At 76.2% G+C, this 15,103-nt stretch carries 16 protein-coding genes, 2 tRNA genes and 1 pseudogene; 10 read left to right on the top strand and 9 right to left on the bottom strand.

From position 1 onward, the window contains the following. Positions 1-461: 461 nt before the first annotated feature. From AS188_RS14295 to AS188_RS17565, 8 genes and pseudogenes are all read left to right on the top strand, one after another. The gene (locus tag AS188_RS14295; protein ID WP_058859404.1) at positions 462-1,406 is read left to right on the top strand and encodes a phosphotransferase family protein; all 945 of its coding nucleotides are present in this window, start codon (positions 462-464) and stop codon (positions 1,404-1,406) included. Between the two features lie 54 nt (positions 1,407-1,460). Continuing rightward, positions 1,461-1,895 (top strand): hypothetical protein, encoded by a 435-nt coding sequence (locus AS188_RS14290; protein WP_058859403.1) that lies wholly within the window; start codon positions 1,461-1,463, stop codon positions 1,893-1,895. A 192-nt stretch (positions 1,896-2,087) separates the two neighbouring features. Then, positions 2,088-2,159: transfer RNA gene (locus AS188_RS14285), tRNA-Thr, on the top strand. Positions 2,160-2,220: 61 nt separating this feature from the next. Beyond that, a tRNA-Met gene (locus tag AS188_RS14280) sits at positions 2,221-2,294 on the top strand. A 151-nt stretch (positions 2,295-2,445) separates the two neighbouring features. Next, positions 2,446-2,895: a MaoC family dehydratase N-terminal domain-containing protein gene (locus AS188_RS14275; RefSeq protein WP_058859402.1), complete on the top strand. Its 450-nt coding sequence runs from the start codon at positions 2,446-2,448 to the stop codon at positions 2,893-2,895. 2 nt (positions 2,896-2,897) lie between these two features. After that, positions 2,898-3,374 (top strand): MaoC/PaaZ C-terminal domain-containing protein, encoded by a 477-nt coding sequence (locus AS188_RS14270; RefSeq protein ID WP_373865646.1) that lies wholly within the window; start codon positions 2,898-2,900, stop codon positions 3,372-3,374. A 61-nt stretch (positions 3,375-3,435) separates the two neighbouring features. After that, the gene (locus tag AS188_RS14265; protein WP_058859400.1) at positions 3,436-4,551 is read left to right on the top strand and encodes a UDP-N-acetylmuramate dehydrogenase; all 1,116 of its coding nucleotides are present in this window, start codon (positions 3,436-3,438) and stop codon (positions 4,549-4,551) included. Between the two features lie 184 nt (positions 4,552-4,735). Beyond that, a pseudogene (locus AS188_RS17565) lies at positions 4,736-4,783 on the top strand (PGPGW domain-containing protein); the annotation flags it as partial. Positions 4,784-4,847: 64 nt separating this feature from the next. Here the strand turns inward: AS188_RS17565 and AS188_RS14260 are convergent. From AS188_RS14260 to AS188_RS14220, 9 genes are all read right to left on the bottom strand, one after another. Beyond that, a complete protein-coding gene (locus tag AS188_RS14260) occupies positions 4,848-5,255 on the bottom strand; it encodes a GntR family transcriptional regulator (RefSeq protein WP_236944996.1) in 408 nt (135 codons plus the stop codon). Between the two features lie 4 nt (positions 5,256-5,259). Next, positions 5,260-6,408, bottom strand: coding sequence for an aspartate-semialdehyde dehydrogenase (asd, locus tag AS188_RS14255; RefSeq protein ID WP_083529478.1), 1,149 nt, complete (start codon positions 6,406-6,408; stop codon positions 5,260-5,262). A 10-nt stretch (positions 6,409-6,418) separates the two neighbouring features. Further along, a complete protein-coding gene (locus AS188_RS14250) occupies positions 6,419-6,811 on the bottom strand; it encodes a GNAT family N-acetyltransferase (protein WP_058859398.1) in 393 nt (130 codons plus the stop codon). 206 nt (positions 6,812-7,017) lie between these two features. Further along, positions 7,018-7,551: a dihydrofolate reductase gene (locus AS188_RS14245; protein ID WP_236944995.1), complete on the bottom strand. Its 534-nt coding sequence runs from the start codon at positions 7,549-7,551 to the stop codon at positions 7,018-7,020. After that, on the bottom strand, positions 7,548-8,387 hold the full coding sequence (locus AS188_RS14240) for a thymidylate synthase (protein ID WP_058859397.1): 840 nt from the start codon (positions 8,385-8,387) through the stop codon (positions 7,548-7,550). The genes AS188_RS14245 and AS188_RS14240 overlap by 4 nt, the downstream gene beginning before the upstream one ends. A 32-nt stretch (positions 8,388-8,419) precedes the next feature. Continuing rightward, entirely contained in the window at positions 8,420-9,406 is a 987-nt protein-coding gene (locus tag AS188_RS14235) for an NUDIX hydrolase (protein WP_261766185.1), read from the bottom strand. Between the two features lie 223 nt (positions 9,407-9,629). Then, positions 9,630-11,825, bottom strand: coding sequence for an RNA degradosome polyphosphate kinase (locus tag AS188_RS14230; RefSeq protein ID WP_058859967.1), 2,196 nt, complete (start codon positions 11,823-11,825; stop codon positions 9,630-9,632). 77 nt (positions 11,826-11,902) lie between these two features. Beyond that, positions 11,903-12,853, bottom strand: a complete 951-nt coding sequence (gene mshD, locus AS188_RS14225; RefSeq protein ID WP_058859396.1) for a mycothiol synthase — start codon at positions 12,851-12,853, stop codon at positions 11,903-11,905. 57 nt (positions 12,854-12,910) lie between these two features. Continuing rightward, the gene (locus tag AS188_RS14220; protein ID WP_058859395.1) at positions 12,911-13,597 is read right to left on the bottom strand and encodes a response regulator transcription factor; all 687 of its coding nucleotides are present in this window, start codon (positions 13,595-13,597) and stop codon (positions 12,911-12,913) included. Positions 13,598-13,777: 180 nt separating this feature from the next. Here AS188_RS14220 and AS188_RS14215 point away from each other — a divergent pair, with 180 nt between their 5' ends. After that, positions 13,778-14,383 (top strand): hypothetical protein, encoded by a 606-nt coding sequence (locus AS188_RS14215; RefSeq protein WP_058859394.1) that lies wholly within the window; start codon positions 13,778-13,780, stop codon positions 14,381-14,383. A gap of 116 nt (positions 14,384-14,499) precedes the next feature. After that, positions 14,500-15,099: a nitrobindin family protein gene (locus AS188_RS14210; RefSeq protein WP_058859393.1), complete on the top strand. Its 600-nt coding sequence runs from the start codon at positions 14,500-14,502 to the stop codon at positions 15,097-15,099. The last annotated feature ends 4 nt before the right edge of the window (positions 15,100-15,103 follow it).

The following is a 15,103-nucleotide window of genomic DNA, read 5'->3' as shown; positions in this document are numbered from 1 at the left end:
GCGCGCCCTCGACGACGACGGCGCCGTGCTGGTCCGGGAGGCCCCCGGCGCCGCCGGGCACCGGGTGGCCCTGGGCCGCGCCGGGGCCGACCCCGAGCTCGCGGTCCACCTCGCCCGGCTCGACCCGCGGCTCGCCCGGGGCCTCGGGCACGGGGAGCCGGGCACCCTGCTGCGCTACAACCCCCGCCGCCGCGCCGTGCTGCGCCGGGAGGGACCCGGCGGCGCTCTCGTCACGAAGGTCACCGCCCGCCCGTCCCCGGTGGACCCGCGGCTGCTGGCGCGCCTGGCCGCCGCCGGGATCCCCGTGCTCGCCCCCGCGGCCCCGCCCCGTCCGCTCGCCGGACCGGGCTCCGCGCACGTGCTGCACTACCCCTGGTACGGGGACGGCGACCTCGCCGCCCGGGCCGGCGGGGACCCGGGCGCGCCCGCCCGGTACGTAGCGCCGATGGGCGGGGGAGTCCGTGCCCGGGCCCGCGGGCCGGCTCGTCCGCCTGAGCCCGTTCGCCCGGGACCTCCGGCTGCCGGGGCTGCCCGCCGCGGCGCGGACGGGGGAGCTCGTCGTCCACCGGCTGAGCCGCCGCGCCGTGGTCGCGGCCCCGGAGCGCTACGTCAAGCTCCTCGCCCGCGGCAGGGCGCCGCGGGCGGCCGAGCTCTCCGAGCGGGTGCGCGTCCTCGGCGCGGCGGCCGGGCTGGCCGTGCCCCGCGTGCTGCGCGCCGGGGAGCACGCCCTGGAGCTCGCCGTGCTGCCCGGCCGCAGCCTGCACGCCCTGGGCGCGGAGGGTCCCCGCGGCGAGGTGGACGCCGCCTGGGCGGCCTGGGCCGCGGCGTGGCCGCGGCTCGCGCGCGCCCTTCCGGCACCGGGTCTGCTGCCCGAGCACGCCGCCGAGGACGAGGCGCGCACGCTGGCGCGCTGGGCCGCGCACCTGGACGCGTTCCCCGGGCTCCTCGACGCCCCGCCCGGGGCCGTGAGCGCCCTGGCCGTCCGGCTCGGGCGGCGGCTGACCGGCCTGCCCGCGCCCCGGCGGGACCGTGCCGTCCTGCACCGGGACCTGCACGACCAGCAGCTGCTCTTCGACGGCGAGCGGATCGGGGCCCTGGACCTCGACACCGCCGCGGTGGGGGAGCCGGCCCTGGACCTCGCCAACCTGGCCGTGCACCTGGACCTGCGCCACGCCCAGGGGCTGCTCGGCCCGGACCGGCGCGCGGTGGGCCGGGCGGCCGTGGCCGCCGTCGCGGACGAGCTGGCGGTGGACCCGGCGCGGCTGGCCGTCCACGCGGCCGCGACCCGCCTGCGCCTGGCCTGCGTCTACGCGTTCCGGCCGCGCTGGCGCCCCCTGGCCCAGCAGCTGCTCGACGCCGCGCTCGCGGACGGGCCCCTCGACCCGGTCCGGCCCGGGGACCGCTGAGAGGGTTCTCATGTTCTCATGCCGGTCTCAAGCCCGTGGGCGACGATGGGTGCCATGAAGATCCTGTGGCCGGTGCTCGGCCTGCTGCTCGTCTCGGTGCTCGCGGTGCTGCTGTGGACCGCCGCCCGGGAGCCCGACCGCGTCGAGGTCGTGCGCGACGGGGTGTCCGTGACCGGCACCCCGGAGCCCGGCACCTCCGGCACCTCCGGCACCCCGGAGCCCGGCACGGTCCGCACCGCGGACCCGGAGGCCGGCGCCTCCACGCCCCCGGCCGGTCCGCAGGACGCCGGTGCACCCGCGCAGGACACCGGGGGGCCCGCCCCGGCGGCCGGGGGCGCCCCCGACGACTCCGCCGTGGCGCCGCCCGCCCTCCCGCCCGCCCCGGCGCCCGAACAGGTGCCGGTCCCCGTCCAGCCCGCACCGCCCGCCGGCGACGACGACGCGGACGACGACCGGGACGAGGACCGGGACGACGACGGGGACGACTGAGCCCGGCCCCGCGCCCTCCGTCCTGCCCCGTGCCCGGCGGTGGCCGGCCACGGCCGGTGCCGCGGGGAGGCGGCGCCGGGACGTCCCCGGAGGGCCCACGGAGGGCCCACGGAGGGCTCCCGGAGGCGGGCCGGGCGCGGACCGGCGCCGATTTCTCATTTGCCGAAACGTGCTGGTAGAGTCTTCGTCGTTGCCCCGATAGCTCAGTGGTAGAGCGCCATCTTGGTAAGATGGAGGTCCCGGGATCGATTCCCGGTCGGGGCTCTCCTGATGAGGTCCCGCGGCCCGGCCCTGCGGCCGGGAACCGCGGGTTCTCGTCATCCCTGGCGGTGTAGCTCAGCTGGTTAGAGCGCACGACTCATAATCGTGAGGTCGACGGATCGAGCCCGTCCACCGCTACGGCCACAGGCCCGCGACCCACCGGTCGCGGGCCTGTTCCCGTTCCGAGTCGGATCTGCGCCGGGCACCGCGCCCGGCGTCCCCGCGGCACGGCCGTAGACTGGGCGGGCGCCCGCCGTCCGGCGGGCGGTCCCGCCGGTGAGGAGCTGCCATGCCCGTGAACCCCGATCTGGTCGGACGGAGCTACCCGCCGGCCGAGCCCTACAGCGTGGGACGGGAGGCGATCCGCGAGTTCGCCCGTGCCGTGCGCGCCGACCACCCGGCCCACCACGACGTCGGCGCCGCCCGCGCGCTCGGGCACGCCGACCTCGTCGCCCCGCCGACCTTCGCCATCGTCGTCGCCCAGCGGGCCGACGCCGCCCTGGTCGCCGACCCCGAGGCCGGCATCGACTTCTCGCGCGTGGTCCACGCCGACCAGCGCTTCACCCACCACCGCCCCGTCGTCGCCGGCGACGAGCTCGTCGCCGAGGTCCACGTGGACCAGGTGCGCGCGATGGGCGCCGGGGCGATGGTGACGTCCCGCACCGAGATCAGCACCACCGCGGGGGAGCGGGTCGCCACGACCGTCTCGTCCCTGCTGGTGCGCGGAGAGGAGCAGTGACCGTGCCCGCACTCGAGGACCTCGCCAAGGGGCAGGAGATCGGCACGCGCCGGATCGAGCTCTCCCGCGCCGACCTGGTGCGCTACGCCGGGGCCTCCGGCGACCTGAACCCCATCCACTGGAACGAGGCGTTCGCCCGCTCGGTCGACCTGCCCGACGTCATCGCCCACGGCATGCTCACCATGGGCGCGGCGGTCCAGCTCGTCGTCGACTGGGCCGGCGACCCCGGCGCCGTCGTCGACTACCAGACGCGCTTCACCAAGCCCGTCGTCGTGCCCAACCGCTTCGGCACCGAGGTCGAGCCCTCCACGGCCCTCACCGTCACCGGCACGATCGGGGCGCTCGACACCGAGACCCGCACCGCGCGCGTCGACCTGGCCGTCACCGCCCCCGACCTCTCCGCCGAGGGCGCCGACCCGGGGACCGCGCCGGCGCTGAAGGTCCTGGTCAAGGCCCAGGCCGTCGTCCGCCTGCCCTGACCCCCCGGGCGTGCCCGCGCCCGGGCACCCCCGGGGCACGGTGCTCGCTAGACTGGCGCCCATGACAGCCCCCCGCATCGCAGAGCTCACCACGGCCGCCGTGGGCGGGCCCGCCCAGGACTACGTGCGCGCCGAGGACGAGCAGGGCCTCGTCGACGCCGTCGCCGCGGCCGACGACGCCGGACGGGCGGTGCTGCTCGTGGGCGGCGGCTCGAACCTCATCGCGGCCGACGCCGGGTTCGCCGGCACGGTCGTGCACGTCGTCTCCCGGGGGGTCGAGGTCCTCGCCGAGGACGCGGACTCCGTGCTGCTCGAGGTGCAGGCCGGCCACTCCTGGGACGAGCTCGTGGCCCGCGCGGTCCGGGACGGGCTCGTGGGCGTCGAGGCGCTCTCCGGCATCCCCGGCACGACCGGGGCGACCCCCGTCCAGAACGTGGGGGCCTACGGCCAGGAGGTCGCCCAGACCATCGAGCTCGTGCGGGTCTGGGACCGGCAGGACCGGCGGGTGCGCGAGCTCGGTCCCGGCGAGCTCGCCTTCTCCTACCGCGACTCCCTGCTCAAGCGGACCACCGTGGACGGCTCCCCGCGCCACGTGGTCCTCGCGGTGCGCTTCCGCCTCGGCCGCGGCGCCGAGAGCGCGCCCGTGCGCTACGCGGAGCTGGCCCGCCGTCTCGGCGTGGCCGCGGGGGAGCGGGCCCCGCTGCGGCAGGTGCGCGAGACCGTGCTGGCCCTGCGCGCCGGCAAGGGCATGGTGCTGGACCCCGCCGACCGGGACACCTACAGCACCGGCTCCTTCTTCACCAACCCGGTCCTGGCCCTCGGCGCCCTCGGCGACCGGGTCCCGCAGGACGCCCCCCGGTTCCCGGTCGTGGACGCGCGGGGACGGCCGGTCGAGGACCGCGTCAAGCTCTCGGCGGCGTGGCTGATCGACCACGCCGGCTTCGGCAGGGGCTTCGGGCTGCCGGGCACCCGCAACGAGCGGCTGGGCCTGGACGGGGCCGACGTCGCCGGGGGGCGGGCGGCCCTGTCCACCAAGCACACGCTGGCCCTGACCAACCGGGGCGGAGCCTCCGCGGCGGACCTCATGGCCCTGGCCCGCACCGTGCGCGACGGGGTCGCCTCCGTCTACGGCGTGGAGCTCGTGGCCGAGCCGGTGCTCGTGGGCACGGCGGTCTGAGGCGGCGGTCCCCGTGAGCGGCGGCATCGAGGAGGAGATCGCCCAGGGCGAGAGCTCCCAGGGCCGGGTGCGCCAGGCCCTGGGCCGGCTGCGCACCTGGTCGCGCGGGCACCCGGCGCTGTTCGCCGCGTACAAGACCTTCGTCACCGTGCTCGGCGGGATCTTCGTGCTGGCCGGGCTGATCATGCTCGTCACCCCCGGCCCGGGGTGGGTCGCGATCTTCCTGGGCCTGGGCGTGTGGGGAACGGAGTTCCACTGGGCGCACCGGCTGAACCTGTGGGCCAAGCGGCAGGTGCTCACGGTGTGGCGGCGCTGGCAGGCGTGGAACGCCCCAGCTGGGCGGCGACCAGGGCGAGGGCCCGTTCCGGGGCCAGCCCCAGCGCCCGGACCTCCTCGGCGTACCGGCGGGCCGCCCGGGCCGCGCGCTCCTCGGCCGGTTCCCCGCCGCGCACGAAGCTGCCCCGGCGCCCGCGGGTCTCGATCGCCCCGGCGGCCTCCAGCTCGCGGTAGGCCTTGGCGACCGTGTTGGCGGCCAGGCCCAGCACCTCGGCGAGCCGGCGCACCGGCGGCAGGCGCGTGCCGGCCGGCAGGGTGCCGTCCTCCCGGCCGCGCAGCACCGCCCGGCGCAGCTGCTCGGAGGGCGGGGCCGGGTCCGCGGGGTCGACCGAGAGACCGGCCGGGATGCCCTCCGCGTCGGCGGTCACGGGCTCAGAGGGTCCCGGTCGCGATGCGCAGCATCCGGCGCAGCGGCTCGGCCGCGCCCCACAGCAGCTGGTCGCCGATCGTGAAGGCGCTGATGTAGCCCGGCCCCACGGAGAGCTTGCGGATCCGCCCCACCGGGATGGTGAGGGTCCCGGAGGTCGCCACGGGGGTCAGCTCCCGGACCGTGTCCTCCTTGGTGTTGGGCACGACCGTGGCCCACTCGTTGTCGGCGTCGATGATCCGCTCGACCTCCTCGACCGGCAGGTCCTCGCGCAGCTTGATCGTCAGCGCCTGGGAGTGGGAGCGCATCGTGGCGATCCGCACGCACAGCCCGTCCATGGGCACCCAGTCCTGGGCGTACCGGTCGGTGCGCCCGAGGATCTTGTTGGTCTCGGCGGCGGCCTTCCACTCCTCGCGGGACTGGCCGTTGCCGAGGTCGGCGTCGATCCAGGGGATGAGGGACCCGGAGAGGGGCGCGCCGAACATGGTGGTGTCCAGGGCGTCGCCGCGCTGGGCGGCCAGGACCTTGCGGTCGATCTCGAGGATCGCCGAGGCCGGGTCGGCGAGCTCGCCCGCGACGGCCCCGTGCAGGTCCCCGAACTGCTGGAGCACCTCGCGCATGTGCCGGGCCCCGCCGCCGGAGGCCGCCTGGTAGGTCATGGAGGTCGCCCACTCCACGAGGTCGTTGCGGAACAGCCCGCCCAGGCCCATGAGCAGGCAGGAGACGGTGCAGTTGCCGCCCACGAAGTCCTTCACCCCGCGCTCGAGGCCGCGGTCGATGACGTCGCGGTTGACCGGGTCCAGGACGATGATCGCGTCCTCGGACATCCGCAGGGTCGAGGCGGCGTCGATCCACAGCCCGTCCCAGCCCGAGGCGCGCAGCTTCGCGTGCACGTCCTTGGTGTAGTCCCCGCCCTGGGCGGTCACGACCACCGGCAGCCGGGAGAGCGCCTCGAGATCGTAGGCGTCCTGCAGCACGCCGGGGTCGCCCGTCCCGGCCGGGTCCGGTGCGGTGCGCCCGGCGCTGGAGGTGGAGAAGAACACCGGGTCGATGCCCGCGAAGTCCCCCTCCTCCTGCATGCGCTGCACGAGCACGGAGCCCACCATGCCGCGCCAGCCGACGAACCCTACCTGGTCACCCGAGCGAAAAGTCATGGCCCCCAGTCTAGTGGGCGCGAGGGAGGGACCACCGCCGCCGCTTCTCGCGCACGGCCGGGGCGGGCGGCAGCTCGCACGACGGCGCCAGCAGGTCCTGGTACTGGGGGAAGCGGTGCAGGTACTCCTGCACGTAGGGGCAGGTGGCGCACACGCGCCGGCCCTGCGCCCGGGCGTCCTCGAGCAGCATCGTCACGAGCGTGCGGGCGTAGCCCTGGCGGCCGAACTGCTCGCCCACGATCGTGGTGCGCAGCTCCACGGTCCCGTCCTCGTGCTCCTCGAAGGCCTCGAAGCCGATGAACTGCTCGTCCCGCCACAGCTCGAAGCGCTCGCGGTCGTCGTTGCGGACGACGCGCAGGCTCGGGTCCTCGTGGATCCTCGGCGCGGGATGCTGGTCGGTCACGGTCGGCCTCCTGGTCGCTGTGGGGATCATCACGCTACCCGAGCTCCGCCGCCGGGGGAACGGCGGCGCGCCCCCTCCCCGGGCAGGGGCGGGGCGGACCCGGGGGACGACGGCGGTGCCGGCCCGGCTCGGCGCCGGGTGCGCCGGTCCCCGCGCCGGGTGGGTCCGCCGCGGGAGACCGGGGACGACGGCGGTGCCGGCCCGGCTCAGCGCCGGGTGCGCCGGTCCACGCGCCAGGTGGGTCCGCCGCGGGAGACCGAGGGCGCCACGACCGGCTCGGTGTCCCAGACGGCGTCGTCGAGCACGGGGGCGAAGGTGTCGCCCTCGACGTCGAGGCCGATCGTCGTCACGAGCGCCTCGGTCACCGGGTGGGGCCCGTCCGCGAGGGCCTCGGCGAGGAGCACGGCCCCGCCGATGACCCAGATCCGCTCCGCCCCCGGGGCGGCGAGCGCCCGCTCCACGGCCCCGGCCCACGACCCGGCGGTCAGCACGCCCTCCCCGGCGACCCGCTCCGGGGCGGAGGTGACCACGATGTTCGTCCGGTCCGGCAGGGGGCGGAAGCGCTCGGGGAACGACTCCCACGTGCGCCGGCCCATCACGACCGGGTGGCCGGTGGTCGTGCGGCGGAAGAACGCGAGGTCCTCCGGCGCGGACCAGGGCATCCCGCCGTCGCGGCCGATCACCCCGCCGGGGGTCTGTGCCCAGATCGCCCCGACCACGGGGCCGCGCCCGCCGCTCACACCGCCACCGGGGCCGGGATCGCGGGGTGGTGGCGGTAGCCGAGGAGCTCGAAGTCCTCGTAGGCGTAGTCGAAGACCGTCGCCGGGCGGCGGGCCAGGCGCAGCCGCGGGTACGGGTAGGGCTCGCGGGAGAGCTGCTCGCGGACCTGCTCGAGGTGGTTGTCGTAGACGTGGCAGTCCCCGCCGGTCCACACGAACTCCCCGGGCACCAGGTCCGTCTGCTGGGCGACCAGCACGGTGAGCAGCGCGTAGGAGGCGATGTTGAACGGCACCCCCAGGAACATGTCCGCGGAGCGCTGGTAGAGCTGGCAGGACAGCCGTGCGGGTCCCTCCGGGCGGGGCTCGACGTAGAACTGGAACAGCGCGTGGCACGGCGGCAGCGCCATCTCGTCGACCTCGGCGGGGTTCCACGCCGTCACGACGTGGCGGCGGGAGTCGGGGGTCGTGCGGATCTGCTCCACGACCTTCGCGATCTGGTCGATCGACCCGCCGCCCGGGACGGGCCAGGACCGCCACTGGACGCCGTAGACCGGGCCGAGCTCGCCGTCCTCGTCCGCCCACTCGTCCCAGATGCTCACCCCGCGCTCCTGCAGCCAGCGCACGTTGGACTCGCCCCGCAGGAACCACAGCAGCTCGAGGGCCACCGAGCGGAAGTGCACCCGCTTGGTGGTCAGCAGCGGGAAGGACTCCGCGAGGTCGAAGCGGATCTGGCGGCCGAAGAGGCTGCGCGTGCCGGTGCCGGTGCGGTCGGCCTTGTGCACCCCCTGCTCGAGCACCTCGCGCAGGAGGTCCTCGTAGGGCGTGGGCACGGGCCCGGGGGAGGCGGGGGCGGTCATGCGGGCGGCTCCTGGGATCGGAAGAGGGGGCATCAGTCGTCGAAGGGCTTCACGAGCTCCACGGACACGACCCGGCGGCGGTGCCGGCGCGAGACCTGCAGCACGAGCAGCTCCCCGGGGGAGAGCCACGGGTCCTTCTGCGGCAGCTGCGCCGCGAGCCGCGGGTCCATCTGCCGGGCGAGGACGCTGAGGGCGGTGGGCAGCACGGGCCGGTGCGTGCACAGGGCCACGGGCGCGTCCTTGTCCAGGACCGTCTGCACCACGGCGGCGGCCTTGCGGGGGTGGCGCCGGTGGGCGGCCTCGGTCAGCTGCGGGCGCTCGCGGACCTTGACCCCGGCCTTGCGGGCGTAGGGCACCACGGTGGAGAGGCAGCGCAGCCACGGGGAGGTGAGGACCCGCTCCGGGGACCAGGCCTGGAGCAGGCGGGTCACGGCCAGGGCCTGGCGCTTGCCGGTCGCCGCGAGCGGGCGGTCGCCCTCGGCGCGGGACCAGGACGAGCGCGGCTTGGCCTTGGCGTGGCGCACCACGATCGCGGGGCGGGTGGCGAGGTCGCCGGCCCCGTGCAGGGCCACGAGACGGTCCAGGGGCGCCACGTCGGAGCGGTTGCCGAGCATCCCCCGGGCCGCGTCCGGGTCGACCCAGCGGACCTCGTCGACCTCCTTGCCGTCCGGGGCCGGCCGGGCGCCGGGGCCGAACTCCGCGGCCCAGTACAGGACGTCCTTGACGGAGTCCCCCACGGGGTAGCGGATCGCCGGCAGGGGGACCCCGAGGCGCGGGAGCAGCCCGACCTCCTCGCGCACCTCGCGGCAGGCGGTCTCGGGCAGCGTCTCGCCGTCGTCCTGCTTGCCCTTGGGGAAGGACCAGTCGTCGTAGCGGGGCCGGTGGACGAGGAGGACCTCCAGGCCCTCGCCGGCGCGGCGCCAGCACAGGCAGCCCGCCGCCAGGACGTCGGCCGGGGGCCCGTCGGGGCCCGGCTCGGAGCTGCGGTAGGCCGTGCGCGACGAGCTGCGCGACGGGATGCTCACCGTGCGGCTCCCGGTGCCGCGCTCCGCGGTCGTCGTCGCGCGTGTCCCGGCGGTCCTGGGCATGGTCGCCCTCCCGTCCCCTGTCCGTGCTGGCGGGCCGGGGGTCGTCCCGGTCCGTGGCCGTCGCCCCGGCCGGGACCCGGGAACCGGGCCGTCCGGCGGCGCCTGTCCGATGGTACCGGCCGCGCCGCCGCCCGGCCCGCGCCCGAGGGCCCGGTCACAGCGTCCGCAGCCCGGAGACCCGGCTGCGCAGCAGCCACTCCTGGACGTCCTCCAGCGGGCGGCCGTGCTCGTCGCGGTGGTGGCGGGTCCAGGTGCCGTCCGCGTCCAGGTGCCAGCTGCTCGTGGTGTCCGCGGCGTAGCGCTCCAGCAGCCGCACCAGGGCGCGGGCCTGGTGGGGGGCGGTGATCCGCACGAGCGTCTCGACGCGCCGGTCCAGGTTGCGGTGCATCATGTCCGCCGAGCCGATGTAGACCAGCGGGTCCCCGCCGTTGCAGAACGCGTAGACGCGGGAGTGCTCCAGGAACCGGCCCAGCACCGAGCGCACCCGCACCGTCTCCGACAGCCCCGGCACCCCGGGGCGCAGCGCACAGATCCCGCGCACGACCACGTCGACCGGCACCCCGGCCTGGGAGGCCCGGTAGAGGGCGTCGATGACGGCCTCGTCGACCATCGAGTTGCACTTGACCCGGATCCGCGCCGGCCGTCCCGCCCGGTGGTGGGCGATCTCGGCCTCCACGAGGTCGATCAGCCCCGAGCGCACCGAGCGCGGGGCCACGAGCAGGCGGCGGAACTCGGTCTTGGGCGCGTAGCCGGAGAGCTGGTTGAACAGCCTCGAGACGTCCTCCCCGACCTCCGGGTCGCAGGTCAGCAGCCCGAGGTCCTCGTAGTAGCGGGCGGTGGAGGGGTGGTAGTTGCCGGTGCCGATGTGCACGTAGCGGCGCAGCCCGTGCTCCTCCTGGCGCACCACCAGGGAGAGCTTGCAGTGGGTCTTCAGCCCCACGATCCCGTAGACCACGTGCACCCCGGCCTGCTCGAGCTTGCGGGCCCAGGAGATGTTGGCCTGCTCGTCGAAGCGGGCCTTGATCTCCACCAGCGCGAGGACCTGCTTGCCGGCCTCGGCGGCGTCGATCAGGGCGTCGACGATCGGGGAGTCCCCGGAGGTGCGGTAGAGCGTCTGCTTGATCGCCTGCACCCGCGGGTCGGCGGCGGCCTGCTCGAGGAAGGCCTGCACGCTCGTGGCGAAGGAGTCGTAGGGGTGGTGCAGCAGCACGTCCTGGGCCCGGGTCGCGGCGAAGACGTCGGCGGCCTTGGCCGTCTCGGCGGCGTTGAGGTAGCGGGAGGTGTGGGCCACGTGCCGGGGGTAGTGCAGCTCCGGGCGGTCGATGCCGGCGATCACCCCGAGCCCGCGCAGGTCCAGGGGCGCGGGCAGCCGGTAGATCTCGGTCTCGTCGATGCCCAGCTCGGAGACGAGCAGGTCCAGGACCTCCGCCCCGATCCGGTCGGTGACCTCCAGGCGCACGGCCGGGCCGAAGCGGCGGCGCAGCAGCTCCTTCTCGAGGGCCTGCAGCAGGTTCTCGGCGTCGTCCTCCTCGACCTCGAGGTCCTCGTTGCGGGTGACGCGGAAGGCGTGGTGCTCCTCGATCTCCATGCCGGGGAACAGCTCGTCGAGGTGCTCGGCGATCACGTCCTCGAGCGGGATGAAGCGCACCTGCCGCCCCGGCCGGGAGCCGGCCCGGGGCCCGTCCGCGGACAGCAACCGGGGCAGCTGGTCGGGGACCTTCAGGCGGGCGAAGAGCCGCTTGCCGGACACGGGGTTGCGCACGAGCACGGCGAGGTTGAGGCTGAGCCCGGAGATGTAGGGGAACGGGTGGGCCGGGTCGACCGCCAGCGGCGTGAGGATCGGGAAGACCCGCTGCCGGAAGTCCTGGGAGAGCCGCCGCCGGGCGTCCTCGTCGAGGTCCGCCCAGCCCACGAGGTGGATGTCCTCGCGGGCGAGCTCGGGCCGGACCAGCTCGTGGAAGGCGCGGGCGTGGCGGGCCATGAGCTCGTGGGCGCGGGCCGCGATCTCCTCCATCTGCGCGGCGGGGGACAGCCCCGAGGCCGCGGGCCGGGCGATGCCGGTGGCGATGCGCCGCTTGAGCCCCGCGACGCGGACCATGAAGAACTCGTCGAGGTTCGAGGCGACGATGGACAGGAACTGCACCCGCTCCAGCAGGTGCAGCTCGGGGTCCTCCGCGAGCTCGAGGACCCGGGTGTTGAACGCGATCCAGCTGGCCTCCCGGTCGAGGAAGCGCTCGGGCCCGTGGTGGCCGTCGAGCACCTGCGGGACCGCGGGCAGGGGGTCGTCGATCCGGTCCCGGTCGCCGTGGCCCCGCGGGTGCCCGGGGGCGGCGCCGGTCCCGCCGGTCACGGAGTCCGTGCCGTCCCCGGCCCGTGCGCCGGGCGCGGCGGCCCCGCGGGCGCCCCCGCCGTCCTGCCGCGGGGCGCTCACGCGTCCTCCCCGGTCCCGCGGGCCGGCAGCTCCCCGGCGTACATCACGTCGAGGTGCCAGGGGCGGAAGCCCAGCGCTTCGTACAGGCGCATCGCCGCGGTGTTGTCCCCGTCCACGTAGAGCATGACCTCGGCGGGCCCGCTGCGGGCCAGGTGGTTGACGCCGGCGGCGGTGAGCGCCCGGCCCAGCCCCGCCCCCTGGTGCTCGGGGGCGATGCCCACGGCGTAGACCTCGCCCAGCGGCGGGCGTCCGTCCTCGCCGGGATGGATCTTGGTCCAGTGGAAGCCCGCGACGGTCCCCGGGTCGTCCTCGGGCACGGCCAGGAGGAACCCCGCGGGGTCGAACCAGGCCTCGGCCTCGCGCTCGCGCAGGTCCTCGAGGCTCATCCGGCCCTGCTCCGGGTGGTCGGCGAAGGCCGCGGCGTTGACCCGCAGCCACTCCTGCTCGTCCCGGCCCGGCTCGAACGCGCGCAGCCGGAAGCCGGCCGGCAGGGCGTCGGGCAGCGGCAGGTCCGCGGCGCCGCGCAGCGGGCGCAGCAGCCGGTGCAGGTCGCGCACGGGCCGCAGCCCGTGGCGGGCGGCCAGCACCGCGGCGCCGGGGTGCCCGCCGTGGGCCCAGGCGCGGACGGGGCCGGTGAGCTCCGCGGCGAGCGCGGCCGCGAGCGCCCCGCCCAGCCCGTGCCCGCGGTGGGCGGGGTCCACGACCAGCTCGACGACGGGGACCCCGGCGTCCTGCACGGCCACGGCGGCGCCGGCGAGCTCGCCGCCGGCATCCCGGCCCAGGACGGTGCGGACCCGGCCCGGACCGCCCGAGCGCAGCTCCACGAGGGTCTGGTCGGAGAACGGCGGGTCTCCGTCGGCGGCCGCGGCCCGGGCCGCGAGGGCGGCGAGCTCCGCGGCGGGCGGGACGGCGGGGCGATCGAGTCGGTGCGGCGCGGGCTGCGGCACGGGAGGGCCTCCTGCGGGCTGAACGGGTCGGGCGGGTCGCGCGGGGTGCGGCCCCGCTCAGGGGGTGCGGCCGCGGGCCGTGGAGAAGCTGTAGCCCACGTTGCGCACGGTCGTGATCAGGTTCTCGTGGTCGGCGCCGAGCTTGGCCCGCAGCCGCCGCACGTGCACGTCCACCGTACGCGTGCCGCCGTAGTAGTCGTAGCCCCAGACCTCGCTCAGCAGCTGGGCCCGGGTGAACACGCGCCCGGCGTGCTGGGCCAGGTACTTGAGCAGCTCGAACTCCTTGTACGTCAGGTTCAGCGGCTGGCCGTTGACGTGGGCGGAGTAGGCGGCGTCGTCGATGGTCACGGCCCCGGCCCGGATGAGCGTCCCGTCCTCGGTCTCCGGCACGGCGCCGCGGGCGGAGGCCAGGCGCAGCCGGGCCTCGACCTCGGCGGGGCCGGCGGTCTCGAGCACGACGTCGTCGACCATCCAGTTCGCGGCCACGGCCGCCATCCCGCCCTCGGTGAGGACCATCAGCAGCGGCGCCTCGAGCCCCTTCGCGGTGAGCAGCTGGGCGAGGTTGCGGGCGGTGATCAGGTCGCTGCGCCCGTCCAGCAGCACCACGTCGGGCTCGTGGCCGTCGAGCCCGCCCGAGACGGCGCGCGTGGGCAGCGCCACCACCCGGTGGTTGAGCAGGTCCAGCGCCGGCAGCACCGAGGTCGAGGGTCCGTCCGCGTCGGTCAGCAGCAGGATCTGGAACACGCGGGTCTCTTCCCTTCGCCGGACGCAGTGAGCTGTCAGTATAGGTCGGCCCGTCCGCCGGTCCCGGCGCGCGGCGGGCCCGGGCGCGGGCCAGCCGCTATCGTGGCAGGTGCCCGGGCCGCCGGCCCGGCCCCCGCCGGCTGCCCGGCCGGGCCCGGACCGACCGTCCACGAGGTGCGCATGAGATACGCCATGATCGCCGCCTGCAGCGTCCTCACCCTGCTCGCGGCGCTCGGCGCGGTGGCGGCCGGTCCGCCCGTGCCGCTGCTGCTGGCCGTGGCGATGTCCGTGGTGATCGGCTTCGGCTGGCCCGCCGCCACCGGGATCCCCGCCCGGCACCGGCACAACGTCGTCATGAGCGCCGCCGGCGTCGTGGCGGCGGCCCTGGTGCAGGTGCTGCCCGGCCAGCAGCTCGTGTGGCTGCCCGCGGTCGTGGGGGTCGCGCTCATGACCGTCTTCCTGGCCGAGCTCGTGCGCGGGGAGGGCGCCGCCCAGCGGCTGGAGTCGGCGATCGCCTCCACGGCCGGGGTGCTGGCCGCCGTCAGCTCCTCCGGCTGGATCGCCCTCGCCGCCGACTACCGGGCCGCCGGGGCCGACCCGGGCCTGCTCGTCGGCGTCGGCGCGGTGCTCGCCGGGCTCGTGGCGCTCGTGGGCGCCCGGGTGATCGCCGCGGCCCCCCGGACCTCGCCGCGGCGGGGCGTCGTGGCCCTCGGCGTGACCCCCGTGGCCTTCCTGGGCGTGGGCGCCGTCTTCACGGCCCGCGTGCTGGGCGCCGTGGTAGCTTAGGCCCATGCTTGCACTCGAGATCTTCTACCTCGCCCTCCTGGGCATCGCCGGACTGTTCATCGCCGGGATCTCCCTCAAGGTGATCATGGGCCTGTTCAAGGGCCAGCACTAGTTCCGTGCCCATCGAGATCCCCTCGGATCTGACCCCCGAGCTCGTCCCGTTCGCCTGGCTGCTGGGCACGTGGGAGGGCGAGGGGTTCCTCGGCTACGGGGACGTCGAGCAGCGTCCCTTCCGGCAGCGCGTGAGCTTCGAGCAGAACGGCCTGCCCTTCCTGCAGTACCGGGCGGAGACCACGCTCCTCGACGAGGAGGGGCAGCCGCTGCGCCCGGCCACCGCGGAGCAGGGGTTCTGGCAGCTCGACCGCCCGCTCGAGGACGGCGACGTCGGCCCCGGGATGCTGCCGCCGGACGTCGTGCCGGTGCTGCGCAACGCCGAGGACGTCGAGCGGCTGCGCAACGCCGACGGCGGCTTCGACGTGCTCGTGACCCTCACCCACCCCGGCGGGATGGCGGAGCTCTACGTCGGTCAGATCAAGGGCCCGCGCATCGACCTGGCCACCGACGCCGTGGTCCGCGCCCGGGGGGCCAAGGAGTACTCGGCCGCCACCCGGATGTACGGGCTGGTGCACGGGGACCTGTTCTGGGCCTGGGACATGGCCGCCCTGGGAGACCCGCTGGCGACCCACGCCTCGGCCCAGCTGCGGAAGGTCGGGTGAGCGC

The organism is Kocuria flava, from assembly GCF_001482365.1.
Taxonomy (GTDB): Bacteria; Actinomycetota; Actinomycetes; order Actinomycetales; family Micrococcaceae; genus Kocuria; species Kocuria flava.
Note: the sequence above shows the minus strand (reverse complement) of the source record. Positions and strands in the feature narration are given on the sequence as shown.

Bases quoted from the DNA above. Each gene is read 5' to 3' on its own strand.
- AS188_RS14290 (WP_058859403.1), top strand. From the start codon at position 1,461: ATGAAGATCCTGTGGCCGGTGCTCGGCCTGCTGCTCGTCTCGGTGCTC.
- AS188_RS14275 (WP_058859402.1), top strand. From the start codon at position 2,446: ATGCCCGTGAACCCCGATCTGGTCGGACGGAGCTACCCGCCGGCCGAG.
- AS188_RS14265 (WP_058859400.1), top strand. From the start codon at position 3,436: ATGACAGCCCCCCGCATCGCAGAGCTCACCACGGCCGCCGTGGGCGGG.
- asd (WP_083529478.1), bottom strand. From the start codon at position 6,408: ATGACTTTTCGCTCGGGTGACCAGGTAGGGTTCGTCGGCTGGCGCGGC.
- AS188_RS14240 (WP_058859397.1), bottom strand. From the start codon at position 8,387: ATGACCGCCCCCGCCTCCCCCGGGCCCGTGCCCACGCCCTACGAGGAC.
- AS188_RS14215 (WP_058859394.1), top strand. From the start codon at position 13,778: ATGAGATACGCCATGATCGCCGCCTGCAGCGTCCTCACCCTGCTCGCG.